General features: G+C 70.6%; 25 protein-coding genes, 3 tRNA genes and 1 other RNA gene. 14 read left to right on the forward strand and 15 right to left on the reverse strand.

Annotated features, from left to right (window positions below; translation table 11 throughout):
• The first annotated feature begins 147 nt into the window (after positions 1-147).
• The 5 genes from ACWCOM_RS04335 (at position 148) to ACWCOM_RS04355 (ending at position 3,946) form a co-directional block, all read left to right on the forward strand.
• Positions 148-1,020: an acyltransferase family protein gene (locus tag ACWCOM_RS04335; RefSeq protein WP_454547515.1), complete on the forward strand. Its 873-nt coding sequence runs from the start codon at positions 148-150 to the stop codon at positions 1,018-1,020.
• 121 nt (positions 1,021-1,141) lie between these two features.
• Entirely contained in the window at positions 1,142-1,567 is a 426-nt protein-coding gene (locus tag ACWCOM_RS04340) for a hypothetical protein (RefSeq protein WP_454547516.1), read from the forward strand.
• Positions 1,568-2,041, forward strand: coding sequence for a hypothetical protein (locus ACWCOM_RS04345; protein ID WP_454547517.1), 474 nt, complete (start codon positions 1,568-1,570; stop codon positions 2,039-2,041). It abuts the gene before it with no gap.
• Between the two features lies 1 nt (position 2,042).
• Positions 2,043-3,500: a GH25 family lysozyme gene (locus ACWCOM_RS04350; RefSeq protein WP_454547518.1), complete on the forward strand. Its 1,458-nt coding sequence runs from the start codon at positions 2,043-2,045 to the stop codon at positions 3,498-3,500.
• Positions 3,497-3,946 carry a hypothetical protein gene (locus ACWCOM_RS04355; protein WP_454547519.1) on the forward strand — a complete coding sequence of 150 codons (450 nt, stop codon included), beginning with the start codon at positions 3,497-3,499 and terminating at the stop codon, positions 3,944-3,946. The genes ACWCOM_RS04350 and ACWCOM_RS04355 overlap by 4 nt, the downstream gene beginning before the upstream one ends.
• A gap of 377 nt (positions 3,947-4,323) precedes the next feature.
• Here the strand turns inward: ACWCOM_RS04355 and ACWCOM_RS04360 are convergent, their stop codons facing one another.
• Complete coding sequence (locus ACWCOM_RS04360; protein WP_454547520.1) at positions 4,324-4,485, reverse strand: hypothetical protein; 162 nt, start codon at positions 4,483-4,485, stop codon at positions 4,324-4,326.
• A gap of 105 nt (positions 4,486-4,590) precedes the next feature.
• Positions 4,591-4,848 (reverse strand): hypothetical protein, encoded by a 258-nt coding sequence (locus ACWCOM_RS04365; protein ID WP_454547521.1) that lies wholly within the window; start codon positions 4,846-4,848, stop codon positions 4,591-4,593.
• A gap of 306 nt (positions 4,849-5,154) precedes the next feature.
• On the opposite strand from ACWCOM_RS04365, the gene ACWCOM_RS04370 reads away from it, so the two are divergent.
• Entirely contained in the window at positions 5,155-5,802 is a 648-nt protein-coding gene (locus ACWCOM_RS04370; RefSeq protein ID WP_454547522.1) for a hypothetical protein, read from the forward strand.
• Positions 5,803-5,866: 64 nt separating this feature from the next.
• Here the strand turns inward: ACWCOM_RS04370 and ACWCOM_RS04375 are convergent, their stop codons facing one another.
• The 5 genes from ACWCOM_RS04375 to mptB all read right to left on the reverse strand — a co-directional run bounded on the left by ACWCOM_RS04375 (position 5,867) and on the right by mptB (position 9,881).
• Positions 5,867-6,520: a hypothetical protein gene (locus tag ACWCOM_RS04375; protein WP_454547523.1), complete on the reverse strand. Its 654-nt coding sequence runs from the start codon at positions 6,518-6,520 to the stop codon at positions 5,867-5,869.
• A 249-nt stretch (positions 6,521-6,769) separates the two neighbouring features.
• Positions 6,770-6,988 carry a hypothetical protein gene (locus ACWCOM_RS04380; RefSeq protein WP_454547524.1) on the reverse strand — a complete coding sequence of 73 codons (219 nt, stop codon included), beginning with the start codon at positions 6,986-6,988 and terminating at the stop codon, positions 6,770-6,772.
• 1 nt (position 6,989) lies between these two features.
• Positions 6,990-8,090, reverse strand: coding sequence for a tyrosine-type recombinase/integrase (locus ACWCOM_RS04385; RefSeq protein ID WP_454547525.1), 1,101 nt, complete (start codon positions 8,088-8,090; stop codon positions 6,990-6,992).
• A gap of 89 nt (positions 8,091-8,179) precedes the next feature.
• Positions 8,180-8,252 (reverse strand) — tRNA-Arg (locus tag ACWCOM_RS04390).
• Between the two features lie 66 nt (positions 8,253-8,318).
• The gene (gene mptB, locus ACWCOM_RS04395) at positions 8,319-9,881 is read right to left on the reverse strand and encodes a polyprenol phosphomannose-dependent alpha 1,6 mannosyltransferase MptB (protein ID WP_454547526.1); all 1,563 of its coding nucleotides are present in this window, start codon (positions 9,879-9,881) and stop codon (positions 8,319-8,321) included.
• A 156-nt stretch (positions 9,882-10,037) separates the two neighbouring features.
• On the opposite strand from mptB, the gene orn reads away from it, so the two are divergent.
• The 3 genes from orn to def all read left to right on the forward strand — a co-directional run bounded on the left by orn (position 10,038) and on the right by def (position 11,522).
• Entirely contained in the window at positions 10,038-10,655 is a 618-nt protein-coding gene (orn, locus tag ACWCOM_RS04400) for an oligoribonuclease (RefSeq protein WP_454547527.1), read from the forward strand.
• A 121-nt stretch (positions 10,656-10,776) separates the two neighbouring features.
• Positions 10,777-10,850 (forward strand) — tRNA-His (locus ACWCOM_RS04405).
• Between the two features lie 99 nt (positions 10,851-10,949).
• On the forward strand, positions 10,950-11,522 hold the full coding sequence (def, locus tag ACWCOM_RS04410) for a peptide deformylase (protein ID WP_454547528.1): 573 nt from the start codon (positions 10,950-10,952) through the stop codon (positions 11,520-11,522).
• Between the two features lie 12 nt (positions 11,523-11,534).
• On the opposite strand, the gene ACWCOM_RS04415 is transcribed toward def, so the two are convergent.
• Positions 11,535-12,308, reverse strand: coding sequence for a YaaA family protein (locus ACWCOM_RS04415; RefSeq protein WP_454547529.1), 774 nt, complete (start codon positions 12,306-12,308; stop codon positions 11,535-11,537).
• A 63-nt stretch (positions 12,309-12,371) separates the two neighbouring features.
• On the opposite strand from ACWCOM_RS04415, the gene rnpB reads away from it, so the two are divergent.
• Positions 12,372-12,762: RNase P RNA component class A (rnpB, locus tag ACWCOM_RS04420), an RNA gene on the forward strand.
• 26 nt (positions 12,763-12,788) lie between these two features.
• On the opposite strand, the gene ACWCOM_RS04425 is transcribed toward rnpB, so the two are convergent.
• Entirely contained in the window at positions 12,789-13,523 is a 735-nt protein-coding gene (locus ACWCOM_RS04425) for a zinc ribbon domain-containing protein (protein WP_454547530.1), read from the reverse strand.
• The gene (locus tag ACWCOM_RS04430; protein WP_454547531.1) at positions 13,520-14,506 is read right to left on the reverse strand and encodes a Nif3-like dinuclear metal center hexameric protein; all 987 of its coding nucleotides are present in this window, start codon (positions 14,504-14,506) and stop codon (positions 13,520-13,522) included. The genes ACWCOM_RS04425 and ACWCOM_RS04430 overlap by 4 nt, the downstream gene beginning before the upstream one ends.
• Positions 14,507-14,597: 91 nt before the next feature.
• Between ACWCOM_RS04430 and msrA the strand changes: the two genes are divergently transcribed.
• From msrA to epsC, 3 genes are all read left to right on the forward strand, one after another.
• Positions 14,598-15,176, forward strand: a complete 579-nt coding sequence (gene msrA / locus ACWCOM_RS04435; protein WP_454547532.1) for a peptide-methionine (S)-S-oxide reductase MsrA — start codon at positions 14,598-14,600, stop codon at positions 15,174-15,176.
• 128 nt (positions 15,177-15,304) lie between these two features.
• Positions 15,305-16,240, forward strand: a complete 936-nt coding sequence (cysK, locus tag ACWCOM_RS04440) for a cysteine synthase A (RefSeq protein WP_454547533.1) — start codon at positions 15,305-15,307, stop codon at positions 16,238-16,240.
• Between the two features lie 182 nt (positions 16,241-16,422).
• The gene (gene epsC / locus ACWCOM_RS04445; protein ID WP_454547534.1) at positions 16,423-17,007 is read left to right on the forward strand and encodes a serine O-acetyltransferase EpsC; all 585 of its coding nucleotides are present in this window, start codon (positions 16,423-16,425) and stop codon (positions 17,005-17,007) included.
• A gap of 106 nt (positions 17,008-17,113) precedes the next feature.
• On the opposite strand, the gene gndA is transcribed toward epsC, so the two are convergent.
• The gene (gndA, locus tag ACWCOM_RS04450; protein WP_454547535.1) at positions 17,114-18,571 is read right to left on the reverse strand and encodes an NADP-dependent phosphogluconate dehydrogenase; all 1,458 of its coding nucleotides are present in this window, start codon (positions 18,569-18,571) and stop codon (positions 17,114-17,116) included.
• A gap of 165 nt (positions 18,572-18,736) precedes the next feature.
• On the opposite strand from gndA, the gene ACWCOM_RS04455 reads away from it, so the two are divergent.
• Positions 18,737-19,021, forward strand: coding sequence for a hypothetical protein (locus tag ACWCOM_RS04455; RefSeq protein WP_454547536.1), 285 nt, complete (start codon positions 18,737-18,739; stop codon positions 19,019-19,021).
• A gap of 32 nt (positions 19,022-19,053) precedes the next feature.
• On the opposite strand, the gene ACWCOM_RS04460 is transcribed toward ACWCOM_RS04455, so the two are convergent.
• The 4 genes from ACWCOM_RS04460 to ACWCOM_RS04475 form a co-directional block, all read right to left on the reverse strand.
• Positions 19,054-19,126: transfer RNA gene (locus ACWCOM_RS04460), tRNA-Val, on the reverse strand.
• Positions 19,127-19,255: 129 nt separating this feature from the next.
• The gene (locus tag ACWCOM_RS04465; protein WP_454547537.1) at positions 19,256-20,158 is read right to left on the reverse strand and encodes a Sir2 family NAD-dependent protein deacetylase; all 903 of its coding nucleotides are present in this window, start codon (positions 20,156-20,158) and stop codon (positions 19,256-19,258) included.
• Positions 20,159-20,180: 22 nt separating this feature from the next.
• On the reverse strand, positions 20,181-20,639 hold the full coding sequence (locus tag ACWCOM_RS04470) for a peroxiredoxin (RefSeq protein WP_454547538.1): 459 nt from the start codon (positions 20,637-20,639) through the stop codon (positions 20,181-20,183).
• A gap of 37 nt (positions 20,640-20,676) precedes the next feature.
• On the reverse strand, positions 20,677-21,093 hold the full coding sequence (locus ACWCOM_RS04475) for a DUF3052 domain-containing protein (RefSeq protein WP_454547539.1): 417 nt from the start codon (positions 21,091-21,093) through the stop codon (positions 20,677-20,679).
• Positions 21,094-21,265 lie beyond the last annotated feature (172 nt).

Consider the following 21,265-nt stretch of genomic DNA (forward strand, 5'->3'; position numbering starts at 1 on the left):
CGCCCACCCCGTCCACCACCTGCCCGAGCACATCTGGCACTGGTCGTCCTGGCGACGAACATGCCAAGCCCGTACCCGCGCCAGCCACTACAAACGCAGAGGTCACGATCTGTCGTTGCAGTACTAACAGCAGCTCCCCAATGGGCCATGAGCTTCAACGCAGCCTTCGAGCCGCTCAGGATGCCTCTCATGGTCTTCCTATCCGGGCTCCTCATCCCCAGATCTCTGTCCAAAGGAGCCCGGAGCTATGTGTCCGGGAAGCTGAAGAACGTGCTGCATCCCTACTTCGTGTGGTCGGCCATATTCGTGGTCATCATGTTCGGGACCAGGTACATGCAAGGGCGAAACTTCGATGAAACCATGGTCGGACGAGTCTTTTACGAGCCGCTCGTGCACATGTGGTTCCTCGCCTACCTATTTATCTACTACCTCGTCGCGCTACTGACTCGTCAGGTGCATCCGCTGATTCTGGCCTGCGCTGCCATCCTCGTCTCTTCCATGACTGATGACGGGTTTTGGGAGAAGTTCTGGTTCTTGCTTGGCTTTTTCATGATCGGTGTCGGTTTGTCTCGAGAACGCCAGCGGTGGTCGCGAGTGGTCGAGCATCGCACATGGTTGTGGGCCGGTGCGGCGTCCTTCGGTGTTCTTTTCTGGCTCACCTGGAATCTCGGCGGGGTGCGGTACGAGGCAGCCACAGCACCGCTGGTACTTGCCTGCATTTTGGGCGCCTGCCTAGCTATCCAGTCGATTAACTCACCGAAGATGCTGAAGGCCGTGAGGTTCTTGGGCAAGGAGTCGCTGATCTACTACGTCGTGCACTACGCCGGGATCATGGTGTTCTTGGGCGTGCTACGGCAGGTATTCGTGGACATCCCCGAGATGGTGCAGTTCCCGGTGGCCGCCATCGCTGCATTGGTTGGCAGCACCCTCCTGGTTTACCTAACCCGTCTCGTGCCCGGGGTCTCTTGGCTCTTCCGGTTTGGCCAAGTCCATCGTCAACGCCACCCTGTGGGCGGCTAACTCTCCGCCACCAACACAGCAGCGCCTGCACCCCATTGGGTGGGGCGCTGCTGTTCATCCACAAGTTGTCGTCATCAACCAAGAGCCACCCTGCGGGGTGGCTCTTCACATTGGAGGCCCTATGTCGCCCCATCGGAAGCTCGCCCGCTACCTCGGCATCAGGGGGTGGTTGCTGCTGCTGTGCGCGGCGATCTGGGGGCACATCGGGCTGGGCGTGATCCTCGAGCCCAACGGCCGGCCCCCGGTGCTCTTCTACGAGCACTTCCCCGTGTGGGTCCGGGTCGGCGGGTGGTGGTGCACCGCCGTACTCGCCGGATGGGCCGCGGCCCGGAAGACCCATGTCGCGGCCGCCGTGGTTGGGCTGATGCTCATGCCTCTGGAGCGCCTCGGCGCCTATATCCTCGGGGCCTTCACCTATGCCGTGCACGGGGAGCCCGCGGCGCTGGCCAGCGCCTGGTACTCAGCCGGGTTCTACGTCTTCCTCGTCGGCGTCGTGGCGATCACCGCTCACGTGAAGGAGCCAACGAGAGACCTCGGGAGGAGCTAGATGTACTGGGCTACCTACACCCCCCTCCTGTGGTCCCTCCAGACCGGACCGGACTGGCAAACCATCGCCTCCATGGTTGTCGGCGGGCTCAGCCTTGCCGGCTCTATCTACGTCGGGGCCCGATCCCGGAGGTCTTCCAAAGAAGCGAACGACACCGCGAAGGATTCCCAGGCGCTCGCCGAGGCGAAGACCGCCTGGGAGGAGATGCGGAAGATGCGCGAAGAGCATAAGGAAGACCGGAAGTGCTGGGAGCGGGAGCGCGAAGAGGACCGCCAGGAGCGCGAGCATGACCGCCGGGAAAACGAGGACCTGCGGAACAAGTTCGAGACCACCATTCGCCTGTTCACGATGTCCGTGGGCTACATCGAGCAGATCATCCGTCACATCCGATCCGGTGGTGGAGAGCCGCTGCCCGAACCATCCCGGGACCTCCGGGCTTACCTCGCCCACCTCTTCGATCACAAGGAAACTTGATATGGGCATCCGTCCGGTTCCGGAACAGTTCGGGATCACGCAGTTCTTTCGGCAGAACCTCACCAGCTACAACACCGGCGCCGGCCACGGGGCCCTGGACTACGCCACCCCGATCGGCACCGAGGCGGTCGCGATCGCCGACGGCACCGTGGTGTTCTCCGACTGGGTGTGGAACCTCCCCGCCAACTCATGGGAGGCCCGCTGGTATCTGATCCGCCCCGCCGTGGGAGTCCGCAGCGTCGGCGGCGGCATCGTGACCGTGGTCCGGCACGACGACGTGGACGTGGTCTACGCACACCTGTCGGACAACAACATGGTCAAGCCCGGCATGACCGTGAAGCAGGGCCAGGTCGTGGGCCTGACCGGGACCACGGGAAGCAGCACCGGCCCACACCTGCACCTGCAGACCATCCCGCGGCGGGCGAACTGGCTCAACGGCTACTACGGGTCCGTGGACCCCACGCCCTACACCCGGGGCAAGTACTTCAAGCTCAACCCGTTCACCGCCCCGGACTACTCGGGGGCGTCGATGAACGGCATCGACATCAGCAACTGGCAGGCCGGGATCGACCTGGCCGCGGTGCCGGCCGACTTTGTGATCGTGCTTGCCACCGACGGGGCCGGGTTCACCAACCCGCACCTGGCCGCGCAGGTCACCCAGGCGCTGAAGCTGGGCAAGCGGGTCGGGGTCTACCACTTTGCCCGCGTCACCGGGTCCGCGAACTCCGACGTGGAGGCCAAGCACTTCCTCTCCAAGGTGAAGCGGTGGAAGGGCAAGGTGCTCCCGGTCCTGGACTGGGAGCCGCCCGAGCAGGCGCACCGCACGGACTACGCCGATGCGTGGATGCGCCGGGTCGAGGCGGAGTTCGGGCGTGAGTGCCTGATCTACATGAACCTGTCCACCTCCCGGCTCAGTAGCTGGTCGGCGTACGCGAAGTCGCACAGGCTCTGGCTCGCCTCCTACGCCCTCAACGAGCCCGACTTCCTCGGCTACGCCAGCACCTTCAGCACCCCGAGCACCCCGGGGTGGGAGTTGGCGATCTGGCAGTACACGCAGAAGGGCCGCCTGCCCGGCTACTCCGGGTACCTGGATCTCAATGTCGCCTACGGGGACCCGTGGGACCGGCCCACTGGCATCGGCGCAACCGCACAAACGAAGAAGGAGTGGTCAGACATGGCTACCGAGAAGGAAATCGAGGACGCCGCCTACCGCGGTTCTCTCCGGGCGCTGCAGCGCGAGCTCACCTACCCCAGGACCAAGCTCGGCGGCGCCGGCGGGAAGGTCTCCATCCAGGACCAGATCCTGTGGATGGCCGCTGACAACGCCACCGTGCACAAGAAGCTCGACGCCCTGGTGGCTGCGGCCACCGCTCAGCTCGAGCAGCCTGCCGTGGACCCGCAGCAGGTCTACGCAGAGATCGGCCGCCAGGTCGTGGCCGCGTTCAAGGAGGAAGCATGAGCAAGTACACCGCCGCCACCGCCGAGGCAGAGCTCTCCCCGAAGGTGAAGTCCGCCGCGGTATGGTCGGCCGTGATCGTCGTCGTAGGAGGGGCACTGGCCTCCGCCATCGCGGCCATCCCCGACTCCGCCTGGGAATCCCTAGGTGTGTGGGCCGGCCCCGTCGGCGTCTTTGTGGGCGGTCTCGGCGTCGGCCTTGGAGCCGTCGTCGCGGGCTACCAGAAGCGGGACCCGCTACGGGAGGTCGGCGGATCCGCCGTCGCGGCCGGCGGAGTCGTACCCGCCTTCCCTACCACCGGTGTCGGCGCGGGGGAAGCCGTGGGTGAGGAAGCCCAGCCAGTAGCGGATGACGCGCACGTCGAGGCGCTGACCCCGGAAGCCGATGCCCTTGCCGCCCGTGCCGCGCAGCTGCGCCGCACCGGATCCACAGCCGGAAGTGTCTCGTGAAGCGCTAGGCCCTGTACCTCATCCGTGTAGCCGGCCGCATCAGGGCCTGGGTTCGCGGCTGATCCTGCCTCAAGGCATTGTCAGAGGTGGCTGTCAAGTTCCATGAGCCCCCCGGCACAGAAGCGCCCCCTCTCCTGCAACACGGCAGGAGAGGGGGCGTTTTCTGTGTGTGAGGCGTAGCGAGAGCGCCCGCACTCAGGAGGATGAGGGGGGCGCTCTCTACGGCAGCCGGCTCTGATAGCGGCAGGTTCGATGTCCCCCCAGGGATGATGTGCCATCGAACCACTGTGTGCCGCCTCGGCCGCCGCACATTAGACGGTACGGACACGCCTCAACGAAGTCGTGCTGAATCCGTGGTTACTAGTGGGGACGTTCCATCAGTCGATAAGGGTCTCGCGGGCGTGCGCGATGAGCTCGCCCACCATGTCGACCAGCACTTGGCGCTGCAGGTGGGTGAGCGGCTCGGCGCCCTCCGCGACCGCGGTCTGCAACAGGCCATGGAATCGGGCGATGTCCTCGAGTCGGTCAGTGCTGATCACCCGCAGCAGAGTAGTCGCTATGGCCGTCCGCCAAGGAAGAGGAGTGCGCGAACCGGACGTCCCCTCTCTGGGTCGGTGCCTGCTAAGCGGCCACGCCTTCATGCCCTAGCTGTCGTCCAGCCGTAGTTCCCAGCTGTACGGGATCTGGCAGCCCAGCATGGTGTTGGCGGTGAAGACCAGCAGGTCACGTTGTTTGGGTTCCAGATGTACTGCATGGTGGAGGAAGGCGTCGATCTCGAACTCGTCTAAGTGCACGGCGCTTTCAGGGACGTTCCGCCACAGGTCCCCGACACTAAAGCCGGCCTCGCCCAGGAACTCGCGGATCATTCGTGCTTGTGCCCGGGCAATCGTTCGGTCGTCCACGCCACACCCCCCAGGCTTACCTCAGGCTACCTCTGCTTCTCGACGTCGGGCCGGCCGAAGCCAAGACCTCAGCGGGTTCTCCGGAGCGGAGGTCCATGCATGTGAAGAGGAATGTATAACGCTAAATTACCGCCTGGTAGTTTGCTTCTGGCACCGGCCCACACACCGGTGCAGCAACCCCTTCGTGCCGTTCCCCGGCGGCCTGGGGTTGTGCCATGCGCTCCGGCGCAGCGAAGCGCCCCCCACCCTCTCCCGGGCGGGGGCGCTTTGTCATGCCTAACCCCTTACGGCTGCACCGTGGCCGGCGTGGACCTGCTCGCCGCGTTGCTCATGGTCGATTCGAACACCGGGATGAGCACCTGCATGAGCACGTTGTACATCACCACGCAGAACACGGCTATCAGGAGGAGCCGGAGGGTAATCGAGATGAGCCACCGGACGAGTCGTTGGCCGAACGGGCGCTTGGTGCGGGGCGACATGGCGGCCTTTCGATGGAGGAGCTACCTCATCGTAACGAATGCAAATAGCGCGTCCGTGGATGCTGGTATCACTGTCTCCGTGTGGGAAGACCTGGACTATGTGGACGAGGAGACGAACGCCAGCATCCGGCGGGTGTCCGGTTCGCACTGCTACTCCGGCGGCCCGGAGCTCACCGAGGAGATCGCCGCCGCGGTTCGCGGCGTGGGCGCCCCGAGCATGACCCCGGGTGGAGGCGCCCGCCGCTTCCCCTATCGGCAAGAGCCCTACGGCCGGGCCTGGATCCCCACCGACCTCGGCGAGCTTGTCATCGACGGCAAGGTCAACATGACCGAGGAACGCGGCCCGCTGCTGAACTTGTGGCGTCAGTACGCCGGCGGCCGCGTGCTCGACGTCTTCATCCCCCAGGCCTGGGTACGGCCGCTCCCCCGGGACGAGTCCGCGTGGATCGACGTCTACGACATCCTGGACGAATGACAGCGCCCCGCCCTCCACGAATGGAGGGCGGGGCGCTGTTGTGCGTTGCGGGTGCGCTCGCGGCTCAGCCGAAGAGCGGCTGGGAGCAGGAGGCGGAGCCGGCCGAGCCGGTGCCGGTGGCCTCGTCCTTGAGCTCGCCGTCGACGTAGAGCTTGCAGGTGACCTCGGAGTTTTCGTCCATGAAGTCGCCGGTGACCGACAGGGTGTACGTCTCGTTCCCGTCCTTGAGCGGGATCTCCTTGCTCCAGGTTCCGGTGAACTCTTCGGTGTTGCTGGAGCCGTCCAAGTCCATCCAGAGCGCGGTGCCGGTGGTGGATGCGGTCGCCTCTAGCGTCACGGTGCCGGCGTCAGTGACCTCTTCGGTCTGGACGGCCGACGGCTCAGCATCGTCGGCAGCATCGCCGGCGTCGTCGGTGGCGGCGTCGTCAGTGGTGGCGCCAGGGGTGGTGGTGCCTGACTGGCTGGCTGCGCCGATGCCCAGGGCAGCGCACCCGCCGAACAGGAGAATGGCCAGGAGGGTGAGGATGCCGCAGCCGATGGCCCACTTCTTCTTGCCGCTCTTCTTGGGGGGCTGGCCGTAGCCGGGAGGGTACTGGCCGGGCTGACCCTGGTACTGGCCAGGATGGCTCTGGTACTGGCCGGGCTGCCCCTGGTAGGGGCCGGGCTGCTGCCCGTAGTCAGGGCCCTGGTGGCCGGGGTCGCTGGGAGGCTGCGTCACGGGGGTGCTCCTTGGGGATCGTTGGTGCGTTCACTGTAGTAATTGCGATGCATTTGGATGGAACATGACGTGTCAGCAGCCGGACTCGTCCGAGTGGACTGTCCTGGGGGCAGGACAGATAGCGTTGAAACGTCCCGCCCCCCAGGGACACGTACCCGCTCCCCCGGCCGGGTACAGCGGCGCCCCCAACTTGCAGCCCTGTCTGCATGTTGGGGGCGTTCTCGCGGCCCTGCGGCCTGCGCATCCCGATCAGCGCGTCGGGTCGGTGCGCTCGAGTATGGCGTAGACCCTGGAGCGGGCCAGGCCCGTGCGTGCGCGGATCTGCGCGACGCTCTTCCCCGCGGCCACCGTGCGCACCATGAGGTGGTCCCGCACCTGGCTGGCCAGCGTGAGGCAGGCCGTCAGATGCGCAACAACAGCCTGGGCGCGGACGAGCTCCTCCAGCAGCCGGTCCCCCTCGCTGGCCATCTCACCCGTCCAGACCGTCCAGAGCATCGGCGGCCAGCCGGTCGGCGTCGTCGGTGAGGTGCCCGTAGGTGTCCGAGGTGACGGTGATGGACTCATGCCCCAGCCGCCGCTGAATCACCGGCAGCGGCACCCCGGCCTGGATGAGCCATGACGCGTGCGTGTGCCGCAGGTCGTGCACCCGCGGCCGCGCTGGTAGCTGGTCCGCGAGGTCTTTCAAGGTGGGGTTCCACACGTGGGCGAAGAACCAGTAGTTGGTCAACTGCCCGCCGCCGGGACGCTGGAACAGCAGCTCCCCCGGCGCCAGCCCGTCGACGTGCTCACGCACCAGCTTCGTCAGCGCCGGGCCGATGGTCACCGCGCGGCGTCCGCGCCTCGTCTTCGGCGCCCCGAGCACGTCTTGCCCACGGTCTCGCTTCCAGGCCTTGGTGATGGACACGACGCCGCGCTCGCCGATGAGGTCGACGTCGCGGACGTCGAGGGCGGTGACTTCTCCCCAGCGGGCGCCGGTGCCGGCGAGGAAGTGCACGAGCATGGAGTAGGCGTCCGGGACGGTGTCGGCGATGGTCTCGACCTGGGCGCGGGTGAGGAACACTGGCTCGCGTCGGGTCTCGCCGGAGGGCATCCGTATCCCCTTCGCCACGTTGCCGGGGACGACGCCGGCCTTCTCGGCTTCGGTGAGTGCCGCGGAGAGGATCGAGTGCACGTTGCGCTTGGTCTTGCCGGAGATCTCCAGTCCGTTCACCCAGCGGGAGACGTCGGCGCGCTCCAGGGTGTCCACGGGGTAGGCGCCCAGAACGGGCGTGATGTGCTTGGCGGCCATCCGCTGGTACTTGGACCGGGTGCCGGGCAGAACGCCCGTCAGGCCCTCGATGTGGCCCTCCACGATGGCCGCCACAGTCGGCGCCTGGGACCGCATCCTGGAGACGGCCTTGGCGGCCAGGGCGAAGGAGTTGCCGTTGGCGTCCAGGAAGTCCTTGAGCAGCCGCGCTTCGTGCTGGTCCTCGAAGGTGCGGGAGGTTTGTTTGCCGTCGCTGGCGTCGCGCCACAGCACGGCCCAGGTGGTGCTCCCGTCCTTGCGGGGGCGCTCTCGAATGCTTGCCATGAGCAAACAGTAAACCCCCGCTGTCAACAGGTTTTGCGCTCCTGTCAACGGCGGGGGTGCCGTGGCCCCTCTGACTAGGCCATTTGTCGTGCCCCAGGAGGGAGTCGAACCCCCGACCAAGAGATTAGAAGGCTCCTGCTCTATCCACTGAGCTACTGAGGCGGAGCGCCCGGGTCCGACCGGGCGCCGCGGACGAGTTTACCAACTCGCGGCCTCCCGCACGGATCCTCAGATGACGCCGCTCCGCATCGGGGGCTCGGTGCGGCCGCGCAGCCGGCGTCCGGTGGCGGGGTCGAGGAACCACAGGTACACCCCGTAGGACAGCGCCACGACGGCCGCGATGAGCCGGCCGGAGCTCAGGTCCAGGTCCAGGTAGGGGAAGACGTCGAGCTGGTCCGAGACCGCATAGACCATGAAGAAGACCGTGAGGAAGAACAGGACGTCCACCTGCCAGTCGCTGCGGATGCCCGTGACCGCGAAGAGCGGAATGAGCCAGACCACGTACCAGGCCTGGATCATCGGGGAGAACAGCACGATGGCCGCGAACGCCCAGGTCAGGCGTCGGACGATCCGCTCGTCCCGGCCCGTGAACATCAGCCACAGGATGACCGGCACGGCCAGGGCCTGCCCGATTGAGTGCACCGTGTCGCGCCACGGCGCGGCGTCGGCCCCCACCACCGCGGCCAGGCCCGAGGCCAGTCCGCCCAGGAGGCCCACGGGGGCGTACCAGATGGACACCGAGCCGGGGGTGGCCATCGCGGCGACCCAGCCGAAGCCGAATCCGTTGAGCAGGCCCATCAGCCCGAGCAGGGCGAGCGCGTACACGAGGGTGAGGAACCACACCACGAAGCGGCGTGTCCAGGAGGCGTTCTTCCCGGCCCAGAGCAGGCCGACGAAGGGCAGGACGACGAGCGTGATGGGCTTGACGGCCACGGAGAGGGTGACGAGCGCCGTGCCGGCCAGCCCGCCCTTCCAGTTCCGGTGCACCGCGGCCACGTAGATGCCGGCCAGGGCCAGGGCCATCATGATCGCGTCGTTGTGCACGGAGACGATGAAGTTGGTGAGGAACAGGGGGTTGGCCACGCTGAGCCACAGGGCCCGGGCGGGGTTGATCCCGTGCAGCCGTGCCAGCCGCGGGATCAACCACATGCAGGCGATCACGGCCAGCACGCACATCGCCCGGAACCACAGCACGGCCGCGTCCGGGTTCGCCCCGGTCACGGCCACCACGAGCTGCTCCAGCCACAGGAACAGGGGCCCGTAGGGCGGCGGGGACTCGGACCACATCTGGTCGGCGCCGAGCTGGAAGAAGTTGTCGATCGTGGAGACCCCGTGCTCGTAGGGGTTGAGCCCGCTGGCCATCACCCGTCCCTGGCCGATGTAGGAGTACACGTCCCGGCTGAACAGGGGGATCGTCACCAGCATGGGCGCCGACCAGGCGGCGATGGCGATGAGCACCCACCGCCCGCTGCCGGGACCCCACCGGCTGAGCTTCTGTCCCAGCCGCAGCCACTCCCGGACCAGCAGCATCCCGCCCACCGCCAGCAGGAGGATCGACACGATCGCGCCCGTGGTGGTGAAGCGCATGGCGATGATGAGGGGCACCTGGCGCAGCGGGGAGACGGAGGCGAGCCACCCGACGCCGAGGGAGCCGACGAAGAGCATGAGCGAGCCGGCGGCGCCCATGAGCACGGTGCGCCACAGGGAGCCGGAGACGGAGGGGGAGCCGCCGGGGCCCGCCAGCGGCTCGGCGCCCTCGCCCGGCGCCGGCGTCCTGGAAGTGGTCTGCACTGCTCTCCCGATGCGCCCGTCCGGTGGCTGCGGGCGGCCGCGGCTGGGCGCAGCGCGGACCCGTGGTCGCCCCCGATCCTATCGGCCCCGCCGGGGAGGCCTCCGGCGGGGCCGTGGGCGCGATGCGGCGTCGGGCCGGCACGGTAGATTGTCGGGGTGGCTACTTCCAACGGACGCATTGTGTGGATCGACTGCGAGATGACGGGGCTGTCCCTCCAGGAGGACGCCCTCATCGAGGTCGCGGCCCTCGTGACCGACGACGAGCTCAACGTCCTCGGCGAGGGCGTCGACGTGGTGATCCGCCCGAGTGACGAGGCCCTGGCGCAGATGGGCGACTTCGTGCGGAACATGCACACGGCGTCCAAGCTGCTCGACGAGCTGCCCTCCGGCCTGACCATGGAGGAGGCCCAGGAGCAGGTCCTCGCCTACATCCGGCAGTGGGTGCCGGAACCGGGCAAGGCCCCGCTGGGCGGCAACTCCGTCGGCACGGACCGCACCTTCCTGGTCCGGGACATGCCGCAGGTCGTGGAGCACCTGCACTACCGGGTGATCGACGTCTCCACCATCAAGGAGCTCTCCCGCCGCTGGTTCCCGCGCGCCTACTTCCAGGCGCCGCCGAAGACCGGCAACCACCGTGCGCTGGGCGACATCCGCGACTCCATCGACGAGCTGCGCTACTACCGCCGGGCCGTGTTCGCCCCCGAGCCCGGGCCCGACTCGGAGACCGCGCGGGCCATCGCCGCGGAGATCGCCGGGTCCCGCACCGGCGCCTGAGCGCCCGGCCCGGGGCCCGTCCCGCCGCGGCCGTGACGGACGTGGTCGGGCGCGGCCCGGGAATGCGGTACACTCGTATGCGTTGCCCAGCGGAAGCACGGTCTTCCGGCGGGCGTTCATGGTGGGCGTAGCTCAGTTCGGCAGAGCGCCTGGTTGTGGTCCAGGAGGTCGCGGGTTCAACCCCCGTCGCTCACCCACTGTGAAAGGCCGTCCCGAGGACTCGGGGCGGCCTTTCGTCGTTCCCGCCCCGGCCCGTGCCGGGGCGGACCCCCGGCAAGTCGAAGGAAGTGCGTCATGGCCATCCGCCCCGTGGTGATCACCGGCAACCCCGTCCTGCACCGCCCCGCCGCCAAGGTGACGGTGTTCGACGACGAGCTGCGCGCCCTCGTCGAGGACATGTACGAGACCATGGACGCCGCCCACGGCGTGGGGCTGGCCGCTCCGCAGATCGGCGTGGGCCTGCGGATCTTCACCTACGCGTTCCGCAACGACGACGGGGTCCCGCCGCGCGGGGTGCTCGTGAACCCCGTGCTGACCCTCGGCAAGGTCTCCCAGGACGCCCCGGACCCGGACGAGGAGTCCGAGGGCTGCCTCTCCGTGCCGGGCCACAGCTGGCCGCTCAAGCGGGCGGACTGGGTCCGGGTGGCCGGGGTCGACACCGCGGGAGAGCCGGTGGCCTTCGAGGCCAACGGCTGGTTCGCCCGGGTGATGCAGCACGAGTACGACCACCTGGACGGCAAGCTCTACGTGGACCGGCTCAACGACAAGTGGACTCGCAGGGCCCGCAAGGCGGTCAAGGCGGAGGGCTGGGGCCGGGACGGCCTCAGCTGGACGCCGGGGGTCGACGAGGACCCGTTCGGCCACTGAGCCGGCGGCGCCTCAGTCCCCCGGCAGCACCAGCACGAGCTCCCCGGCCGAGCGGGCCGTGGGCTCCCGCAGCTCCGCCCGCCACCGCTCCCCCGCCGCGGCGAGCAGCTCCCCCGGCGTCGTGAGGCGCTCGCCGCCGGCGGCCCGCTGCACCAGGTGGCGGGCGAGCAGCCCCCGGGTGTGCTTGGCCATGTGCGAGACGACCGTGCGCCTCCCGCCCTGCTCCCGGACGACCTTGACCCCGACCGTCCGCTCCCGGGGAGCATGCCACGCGGCCGCGTAGGCGGCCGAGCGGCAGTCCACCACGAGGCGGTCCTCCGCCGCGGGTCCCAGCGCGGCGGGCAGGTGCCGCTTCCAGTGGGCCGCGAGCCGGCCCAGCCGGGGCAGCTCGGCCCCCATGGACAGCCGGTACGCCGGGATCCGGTCCGTGGGCCGGACCGCGCCCCACAGGGCGGAGACGACGACGAGGGAGGCCGCCGCCGCCTCCCGCTGCGCGGGTGTGAGCCCGGCCGGGTCCAGGGCGTCGTAGAGCACCCCGGTGTAGACGTGCAGCGCCGGCGCCGCGGGCTCGGCGGCGAGGCGGGTGTTGCGCTCCACCTCCCCGCGCAGCCGCTCCCCCACGCCCAGCACCTCCAGAGCGTCCGCGCGGGCGCTCGCGCTGGCCAGCTCGGCGAGGACCTCCTCCCGGGCGGGCGTCAGCTCGGGGAACGCCAGGGTTCCGGTGTCGACGGGCTCGCCGGAGCCGGGGGCGGTCTTGGTCTCGGAGGGGGGCAGCAGGATCAGCACCCGCAGCAGTCTAGTGACCCGCGCGGCCGGGCAGTGTCCCGGGCGGGTAGGATGGGCGGCGGACAGGCCGGCCGGGTGACCGCGGGCCGCGGCCTCCGGGCCGGCGGCGCGAGGAAAGTCCGGGCTCCGCAGAGCAGGATGGTGGGCAACGCCCACTCGGGGGAACCCGCAGGAAAGTGCCACAGAAAACAGACCGCCCGCCCCGGTCCGTCCGGGCAGCGGGTGAGGGTGAAAAGGTGGTGTAAGAGACCACCAGCGCACCGGGTGACCGGTGCGGCTCGGTAAACCCCATCCGGAGCAAGGCCAGACAGGGTGCGCCCGAGGGCTGCTCGCCCGAGCACCCGGGTAGGCCGCTGGAGCCCGCCGGCAACGGCGGGCGTAGATGGATGGTCACCAGCACGGCCCGGGCGACCGGCCGTGTGCACAGAACCCGGCTTACAGGCCGGCCTGTCCCCCGTTCCGCCCCGGTCCGCCGGGGCTTCAGCCGCGGACCAGGATCACCCCGCACTCCGGGCAGGTGAGCACCTCGTCCGGGGCCGCCGCCCGGAACGTCGCGGCGTCCGTGGGGCTCAGCGCCGTCCCGCAGGACCCGCACACGGTGCCGCGCAGCTCCGCGGCGGCCGGGCGCTCCGTGCCGCGGCCGGTGCGGATCCTCTCGTACCGGGCGACCAGCGGCGGCGCCCCCACGGCCTGCGCCGCGTCCGCGCGGGCGGCCGCGAGCTGCTCGCGCTCCGCGGTGAGGGCCTGGCCCTCCTCGTCCCGGGCGGCCACCCGCCGCCGGGCGTCGGCGTCCGCCGCCCGGAGCCGCGGCGTGACCCGGGCCCGGTGCTCCGCGGCGTCGTCCAGCTCCTGCATGAGCTCCAGCTCCGCCTCCTCCGCCGCGGCCAGCTGGCGGGTGCGGGTATCGATCTCGTGCTGCAGCCCCATGAGGTCCTTCGCGGTCCCGCCCTGCTCCAGGCGGCGGCGGTCCTTCTCGATGGAGGCCTGGACGCGGGCCACCTTCTCCTCCGCCGCCGCCAGCCGCTGCCGGATCTCGTGCTCGCCGGCGTCGAGCTCCTTGGCCGCGGCGACCGCCCGGGCCCGCAGCTGCAGCGCGGCGGCGACCTCGGGGTCCGTCCTCAGCTCCGCGATCCGGGCCGCGATGCGGCGCAGCCGGGCGTCGACGCGCTCGAGCTCCAGGAGGGCTCGCTGCTGCTCGGGCGTGGCGGTGCTCATGCTGGTCCTCCTGCGGTCGGGGCGGGGCGGTCGTCGGCGGGGCGGCCCTCGGCGGCGCGGGCGGGCCGGCCGACCGGCCCGCGCTCGTGGGCACTCAGGTACTCGTGGTCGGGGTGGTCGACGCGGAAGTCCCACGGGTCGGAGCGCCGCACCGAGACCTCGACCGCCACCTCGTGCCCGCGCGCGGCGAGCGCCGCGCGCAGCGCCGCCGCGCCCACGGGCAGCCACAGCCACTCGCTGGCGAAGTGGGAGAGGTCCACGAGACAGGGCGTGCCGCCCCCGCCCGGTCCGAGGGCCGCCTCGCGGGCCTCGGAGGCGGGGTGGTGGCGCAGGTCCGCGGTGACGTAGACGTCGGCGCCGCTGGCCCGCACGGCGTCGAACAGGGAGTCCCCCGCCCCGCCGCACACCGCGACGCGGCGCACCGGGGTGTCCGGGTCCCCCGCCACGCGGACCCCGTGGGCGGTGGCCGGGACGGCGGCGGCCAGGCGCCGCGCCAGCTGCCCCAGCGACACCGGCTCGGGCAGCTCGCCCACCCGGCCGATGCCCACGGCGGGATCGGCGGGGTGCGGGGTCAGCGGCGTCGTCGTCGTGAGCCCGGCGGCGCGGGCCACGGCGTCCGAGACGCCGTCCGGGGCGGAGTCCGCGTTGGTGTGGCAGGCGAGCAGGGCGCACCGGTGCTCGATGAGCTCGTGCACCACCGCGCCCTTGGCGCCGTCCGCGGCCACGGAGGTGACGCCGCGCAGCAGCAGCGGGTGGTGGGTGAGGAGCAGGTCGGTGCCGGTGGACACGGCCTCGGCCACCACGTCGGCCACCGGGTCCACGGCGAGGAGGATCCGGCGCACGGGCTGCTCCGGGCGCCCGGTGACGAGCCCGCTGGCGTCCCAGGGCTCCTGCAGGTGCAGCGGCCAGAGCTCCTCGACGACCTCGAGCACCTCCGACAGCGTGGGGGCGGGCCCGGGCGGGGACGTGCTCAGCTGGCTCATGGGCCCAGTCTAGGAGGCCGTGCGTCGGCGGCCCGGGCGGGTCGGGGCGGGGGCGCGGGAATGTTGCGCGCGGCGCGGTGTTGTACGGGGCATGGCCTTCCCCGAGTTCGACGACGCACGCCCCGTCCCCGACGACCGTCCCGCCTCCGTGACCTTCGTGCTCGCGGGCGGGTGCTTCTGGTGCCTCGACGCGGTGTACCGGATCACGCGGGGTGTCACCTCCGTGGTCTCCGGCTACACCGGCGGCGCCACGGACCGTCCCACCTACTACGAGGTCTGCTCCGGCAGCACCGGGCACGCCGAGGCGGTCGCCGTGACCTTCGACCCCTCCGTGGTGCCGGCGGACGTGATCCTCGACCTCTTCTTCACGGGCCACGACCCCACGACCCTCAACCGGCAGGGCTACGACGTCGGCACCCAGTACCGCTCCGCGATGTTCTGGGCCGACGAGGCCCAGCGGGAGCTGTTCGCGGCCGCCGTGGAGCGCACGCAGCCGCTGTGGGACCGCCCGATCGTCACCACCCTCGAGCCCCTGGGCACGTTCTGGGAGGCCGAGCCCGAGCACCAGGACTTCTACGCCGAGCAGCCCTGGAACGGGTACTGCCAGGTGATCATCAATCCCAAGCTGGCCAAGGTCCGGCAACGTTACTCCTCGTGGCTTACCGCGTAGTAGCAGTTGCACCGCCTGGCTAGGCTGAGCTAGGACCGCGCCGCCGCGGGCACCCCCAGCGCCCCGGCCGCCCAGGAGAACGTCCTGATCCGACAGAGAACCGACCACGCAGAAACCGAGGTACGCACATGGCGAAGATCTACAACGACGTCACCGAGATCGTGGGCCGCACCCCGCTCGTCCACCTGAACCGCCTCGACGAGGGCCTGCCCGGCAACGTCGCCGTGAAGCTGGAGTTCTACAACCCGGCCAACTCGGTCAAGGACCGGATCGGCGTGGCGATCATCGACGCCGCGGAGAAGTCCGGCCAGCTCAAGCCGGGCGGCACGATCGTGGAGGGCACCTCCGGGAACACGGGCATCGCCCTGGCCATGGTCGGCGCGGCCCGCGGCTACAAGGTCATCCTGACCATGCCCGAGACCATGTCCACGGAGCGCCGGGTCATGCTGCGCGCCTACGGCGCCCAGATCGTGCTCACCCCGGGCGCGGAGGGCATGCGCGGCGCCGTGGAGAAGGCCCAGGAGATCGTCGACTCCACGGACAACGCCGTGCTGGCCAAGCAGTTCGCCAACGAGGCCAACCCGGCGGTGCACTACGCGACCACCGGCCCCGAGGTCTGGGAGGACACCGACGGCGAGGTCGACGTCTTCGTCTCCGGCGTGGGCACCGGCGGCACCATCACGGGCGCGGGCCGGTACCTGCGCGAGCAGAAGCCGGACATCCGCCTCGTCGTGGTCGAGCCGGCCGACTCCCCGCTGCTGACCCAGGGCAAGGCCGGCCCCCACAAGATCCAGGGCCTGGGCGCGAACTTCGTCCCGGACAACCTCGACCGGGAGATCTACGACGACGTCTACGACGTGACCGTCGAGGACTCCGTGCGCGTGGCCCGTGAGCTGGGCACCCAGGAGGGCATCCTCGGCGGCATCTCCTCGGGCGCCATCGTGTGGGCCGCCCTGCAGGAGGCCGCCAAGGAGGAGAACCGGGACAAGCTGATCGTGGCGATCGTGTGCGACTTCGGCGAGCGCTACATCTCGACGCTGCTCTACGAGGACATCCGCGGCTGACCCGCCCCGGGCCTACCGCGCCCACGACCCGCCCATCCCCGGGAATAGCGCCGCCGCCCGGCGGCGTTGCCCCGGAGGTGGGCGGGTCGTTCCGGTTCGCACCCCGCAGCCGGTCCCCTCGGTCCACGGGCCGACGGGACCGCCCCCGGAAGAACCGACCCCCGGAAGAACAGAGGTAGACCTTGAGTTTCTGGAGCAGACTCGCCGAGGACCTGCAGACGGCCCGCACGCACGATCCCGCCGCCCGCTCCCGGCTGGAGATCGCCCTCAACTACTCGGGTCTGCACGCCATCTGGATCCACCGCCTCTCGCACCTGCTGTGGCAGCACCCGGAACGGCGGCTGCTCGCCCGGACGGTCTCCCAGCTCGGCCGGTTCCTCACGGGCGTCGAGATCCACCCCGGCGCCGTCATCGGCCGTCGCTTCTTCATCGACCACGGCATGGGCGTGGTCATCGGGGAGACCGCCGAGATCGGTGAGGACGTGATGATCTACCACGGGGTCACCCTCGGCGGCCGGTCCCTGGAGAAGGTCAAGCGCCACCCCACCGTGGGCGACCGCGTGGTGATCGGCGCCGGGGCGAAGATCCTCGGGCCCGTGGAGATCGGGGCGGACTCCGCGGTCGGCGCCAACGCCGTGGTGGTCAAGGACGTGCCCGAGGACGCGATCGTGACCGGGATCCCCGGCAAGGTCCGCCCGCGCACCCCGGAGAAGCAGCAGCCACTGGTGGACCCCTCCGCCTACATCGACCCCGCGATGTGGATCTAGGCGGTACCAGTCCGGGCCGCGTCGGACACGGCGACGCAGGAGGGCCGCGCACCCGACGGTGCGCGGCCCTCCCGTGTGCCGGCCGGGCGCCGGCGTGCGGCCGTGGCTAGGCGACGACCTCGGAGCGGTCCCCGGACCACAGGGTGTGGTAGACGCCCTCGGCGTCGTCGGTGCGCCGGTAGGTGTGCGCCCCGAAGTAGTCGCGCAGCCCCTGGGTCAGGGCCGCGTTGAGCCGCGGGCGGCGCAGGGAGTCGTAGTAGTTCAGGGTGGAGGCGAACACCGGCGCCGGGATCCCGCGCTCCACCGCCCGCGCCACCACCCGGCGCCAGGACGGCAGGGCGTCCTCGACCGCGGCGACGAACTGGGGGGCGAACAGCAGGTTCGCGGGCGCCGCGTCCCCCTGGTAGGCCTCCATGATGACCTCCAGCAGCTGCGCCCGGATGATGCAGCCCTCCCGCCACAGCGACGCGATGGTCGCCAGGTCGAGGTCCCAGCCGTACTCCGCCCCGGCCATCGTGAGCATGTCCAGGCCCTGGGCGTAGGAGACCAGCTTGGAGGCGTAGAGGGCCTTGCGCACGTCCTCGACGAACTCGGGGTCGTGCACGACGTCCTCGGTAGTCCCGCCGATGCCGGCCGGCAGCACCTGCTGGGCCTCCAGGCGCATCGCGGGCTCGGCGGAGGACAGTGCGCGGGCGAAGACGGACTCGGCGATCGCGGTGACCGGCGAGCCGAGCTCGAGGGCCTCCTGGACGGTCCAGCGGCCGGTGCCCTTCTGGCCCGCGGCGTCGACGATCACGTCCACCAGCGGCCGGCCGGTGCGGGCGTCGACCTGGCGCAGCACGTGAGCGGTGATCTCGATGAGGTAGGAGGCCAGCTCCGTGGTGTTCCACTGCTCGAAGACCTCGGACTGCTCACCCGGCTCGAGCCCTGCGACGGCGCGCAGCAGCTCGTGCGCCTCGCCGATGACCTGCATGTCGGCGTACTCGATGCCGTTGTGCACCATCTTCACGAAGTGGCCGGCGCCGTCCGTGTCGATCCAGGCGCAGCACGGCTTGCCGTCCTCCGCCTTGGCGGCGATGTCCTCCAGCAGCGGCCCCAGCGCGTCGTAGGACTTGCGCGGGCCGCCGGGCATGATGGACGGCCCGAGCAGGGCGCCCTCCTCCCCGCCCGAGACGCCGACGCCGACGAAGTCGATGCCCTGCGCGGCCAGCTCCCGCTCACGGCGCCGGGTGTCCTGGAAGTAGGAGTTGCCGCCGTCGATGATGATGTCGTCCTTCTCCAGCAGCGGCACGAGCTGCTCGATCACCGCGTCCACCGGCGCCCCGGCCTTGACCATCACCAGGATCCGGCGGGGGGTCTCGAGGGAGTCGACGAGCTCCTGGAGGGTCTCGGTGCGGATGAAGTTCCCCTCGGACCCGTGGGCCTCGAGGAGGGCGTCGGTCTTGCCGACGGAACGGTTGTGGAGGGCGACGGTGTACCCGTGCCGGGCGAAGTTGCGGGCGAGGTTGGCGCCCATGACCGCGAGGCCGGTCACGCCGATCTGAGCTTTCTGTTCTGCTGCCATGCCCCCAGCCTACAAACCCTGGCGGGCGGCTCCGTCCGGGCCCCTCCCCGCGCCCCGCGCGCGGGCCCCGGCGGACCGCCCGCCGGACACCCGGTGTCACAAACCCCGCGCAGCGGCTCCCAGGCCCTACGGTGGTGCCACCGCAGCGGAGCCCAGGGGGTAGGGATGCAGGGGTGGAGGAGAACGGCGATCGGGGCCGTGGTGGGTGCCGCCCTGTGGGCGGGCACCGGGGTCGCACCGGCCGCCGCCGCCGACGGCAGGGTGGACGTGGTCGTGGGCGGCACGGCGGTGCTCGACGAGGCCACGGTCGATCGCGCCAGCGAGCGGGCGGCGCGGCTGTGCGGCGGAAAGGCCTCCGCCTACGTCAAGAAGGCCCGGAAGGCGGACCGCGGAGGAAGCCTCGTGGTCGTGTGCAGGCTGCCGGGGGGCAAGCACGTGTACTTCCGCTAGCCGCGGCCGGCTCCCGCGACCCGTGCGGCACGTGGGTCCTACCGGGATCGAACCGATGACATCTACGGTGTAAACGTAGCGCTCTACCAGCTGAGCTAAAGACCCTGACAACCGGGTGGACGGTTTGCGCAACCGCCAGCACCCGGTTCCCGAACAGGCTACCCTTTGCTACCAGCCGGTAACCATGTCGGGTGCCCCTCGGCGATGTGGCGTTCACCACATCCGGGCACCATTCTACGGGTGGGCGAGTCGCGCTTCGAGCCGGAGCAGGAACTCGGTGGCGGAGGCGTCGACCTTCACCCGGGCCGCGGCGTCGCCGCGGGTCCGGCCGTGGTTGACGATCAGCACGGGCACCCCGGCGCGCCCGGCGTGCCGGACGAACCGGCGGCCCGAGTTCACGGTCAGGGAGGAGCCGACCACCAGGAGCGCGTCGGCGGTGTCCACCATCCGCAGCGCCCGCAGGACACGGTGCCGCGGGGCGTTCTCGCCGAAGAAGACGACGTCGGGCTTGAGGATCCCGCCGCAGACGGGGCAGTCCGGCACCCGGAAGCCCGCCGTGCGCGGCAGCACCGCATCGGCGTCCGGGGCGAACTCGATGTCCTCGGGGGAGCCGATCGAGTCGTAGAAGCCGGGGTTGAGCCCGTCGAAGAGGTCGGAGAGCACCGCCCGCGGGATCCGTGTGCCGCACCGCATGCACAGCACGCGGGTGAAGCGCCCGTGCAGGTCCACCACGTTGAGGGAGCCCGCCGCCTGGTGCAGGCGGTCGATGTTCTGCGTGACCACGCCGGCGACCGCCCCGGCGCCCTCCAGCCGGGCGAGGACCCGGTGGCCGGGGTTGGGGTCGGCCCGCTCGAGGTGCCGCCAGCCGTACTGGTTGCGCGCCCAGTAGTGGCTGCGCATCGCCGGGCTGCCCATGAACTCCTGGAAGGTCATCGGGGTGCGCGGGGCCGAACCGGGGCCGCGGTAGTCCGGGATCCCGGAGTCGGTGCTGATCCCCGCGCCCGTGAGCACCGCGGTCCGGCGCCCGGCCAGCAGGGGGACGGCGGCGTCGAGCCCCTCGTCCAGGCCCGTGGCGTCGGGGTCGGGGAATTGGCCGGGATCGACGGGGGCGCCGTAGCCGGCGCGCACGGTGGGCATCGGTGCTCGCTCGGACGGTGCCTCAGGCCGGCAGCTTGGCCAGGGCGGCGCGGTAGGCCTCGAGCTCACGCGGCGTGCCGGGCTCGGCCCGGAAGGCGTCCACGACGACGCCCTGGGCGTCGAGCACGAACGTCGCCCGCTCCGCCTGCCCCGCCACGGGGTCGAAGACGCCGTAGCGCTCGGCCACGGCCCCGTGCGGCCAGAAGTCCGAGAGCAGGTCGAACTCGAAGGACTCCTCGCGCGCGAACGCCCGCAGGGCGTACTTGGAGTCCACGGACACCGCCAGCAGCCGCACGCCGGCGTCGTCGAACACCGCCAGGTTGTCCTGGAGCCGGCACAGCTCGCCGGTGCAGGTCCCGGAGAAGGCGAACGGGTAGAAGACGATGCTCACGGGCCCGCCCCGCAGTCCGCTCAGGGTGATCGGCTCGCCGTACTGGTTCGGCAGCGTGAAGTCCGGGGCGGTGTCGCCGATCTCGGGCATGGAGGCTCTCCTGTGGTGGGCGCGCCGGGGCGCGTGCTCAGACGTTGCGCTTGGGCATGAGGCGGGTCGCGGCCCAGTCCGCGCTGACCCGCGCGGTCGTGGTGACGTGCAGCCCCGCCGTGGGCGCCGCCTCCTGGACCTCGGCGGGCGGCACGTAGCCGTCCCGCCCGGCCTTCGGGGTGAGCACCCACACCACGCCGCCGTCGTCGAGCGTGGTCTGGACGTCCACCAGGGTGTCCACGAGGTCGCCGTCGCCCTCGCGGAACCACAGCAGCACGCCGTCGACGACCTCCTGGTCCTCCTCGTCGAGCAGATCGGCACCGATCAGTTCCTCGATGCCCTCCCTCAGGTCGAGGTCGACGTCCTCGTCGTATCCGAACTCCTGGATGTAGTCGCCATCCTTGAAACCGAGCTGGACTACCGCGTCGCCCGCGGTGGTCTTGGCCTCGCTCACTGTTCTTGCTCCTTCTGGGATCGGGCCGACGAGCGACCGCGCACTGCCGACCGGTGCGGGGCTCCGCCTGCCCGTCGGCGGACCGCGGGGGCACGGTGGCGGGCCGGATACCGGCTTCATCCCCCAGACAACACCGGATCAGGGTCGCTTTCAAGCTCCCGCACGGTGACGG

The sequence above is a fragment of the Kocuria sp. KH4 genome, from assembly GCF_053711175.1.

Bases quoted from the DNA above. Each gene is read 5' to 3' on its own strand.
- ACWCOM_RS04335 (WP_454547515.1), top strand. From the start codon at position 148: ATGAGCTTCAACGCAGCCTTCGAGCCGCTCAGGATGCCTCTCATGGTC.
- ACWCOM_RS04340 (WP_454547516.1), top strand. From the start codon at position 1,142: ATGTCGCCCCATCGGAAGCTCGCCCGCTACCTCGGCATCAGGGGGTGG.
- ACWCOM_RS04345 (WP_454547517.1), top strand. From the start codon at position 1,568: ATGTACTGGGCTACCTACACCCCCCTCCTGTGGTCCCTCCAGACCGGA.
- ACWCOM_RS04350 (WP_454547518.1), top strand. From the start codon at position 2,043: ATGGGCATCCGTCCGGTTCCGGAACAGTTCGGGATCACGCAGTTCTTT.
- ACWCOM_RS04355 (WP_454547519.1), top strand. From the start codon at position 3,497: ATGAGCAAGTACACCGCCGCCACCGCCGAGGCAGAGCTCTCCCCGAAG.
- ACWCOM_RS04380 (WP_454547524.1), bottom strand. From the start codon at position 6,988: ATGGCCAGCGAGGGGGACCGGCTGCTGGAGGAGCTCGTCCGCGCCCAG.
- ACWCOM_RS04385 (WP_454547525.1), bottom strand. From the start codon at position 8,090: ATGGCAAGCATTCGAGAGCGCCCCCGCAAGGACGGGAGCACCACCTGG.
- def (WP_454547528.1), top strand. From the start codon at position 10,950: ATGGCCATCCGCCCCGTGGTGATCACCGGCAACCCCGTCCTGCACCGC.
- ACWCOM_RS04425 (WP_454547530.1), bottom strand. From the start codon at position 13,523: ATGAGCACCGCCACGCCCGAGCAGCAGCGAGCCCTCCTGGAGCTCGAG.
- ACWCOM_RS04430 (WP_454547531.1), bottom strand. From the start codon at position 14,506: ATGAGCCAGCTGAGCACGTCCCCGCCCGGGCCCGCCCCCACGCTGTCG.
- msrA (WP_454547532.1), top strand. From the start codon at position 14,598: ATGGCCTTCCCCGAGTTCGACGACGCACGCCCCGTCCCCGACGACCGT.
- cysK (WP_454547533.1), top strand. From the start codon at position 15,305: ATGGCGAAGATCTACAACGACGTCACCGAGATCGTGGGCCGCACCCCG.
- gndA (WP_454547535.1), bottom strand. From the start codon at position 18,571: ATGGCAGCAGAACAGAAAGCTCAGATCGGCGTGACCGGCCTCGCGGTC.
- ACWCOM_RS04455 (WP_454547536.1), top strand. From the start codon at position 18,737: ATGCAGGGGTGGAGGAGAACGGCGATCGGGGCCGTGGTGGGTGCCGCC.
- ACWCOM_RS04465 (WP_454547537.1), bottom strand. From the start codon at position 20,158: ATGCCCACCGTGCGCGCCGGCTACGGCGCCCCCGTCGATCCCGGCCAA.
- ACWCOM_RS04470 (WP_454547538.1), bottom strand. From the start codon at position 20,639: ATGCCCGAGATCGGCGACACCGCCCCGGACTTCACGCTGCCGAACCAG.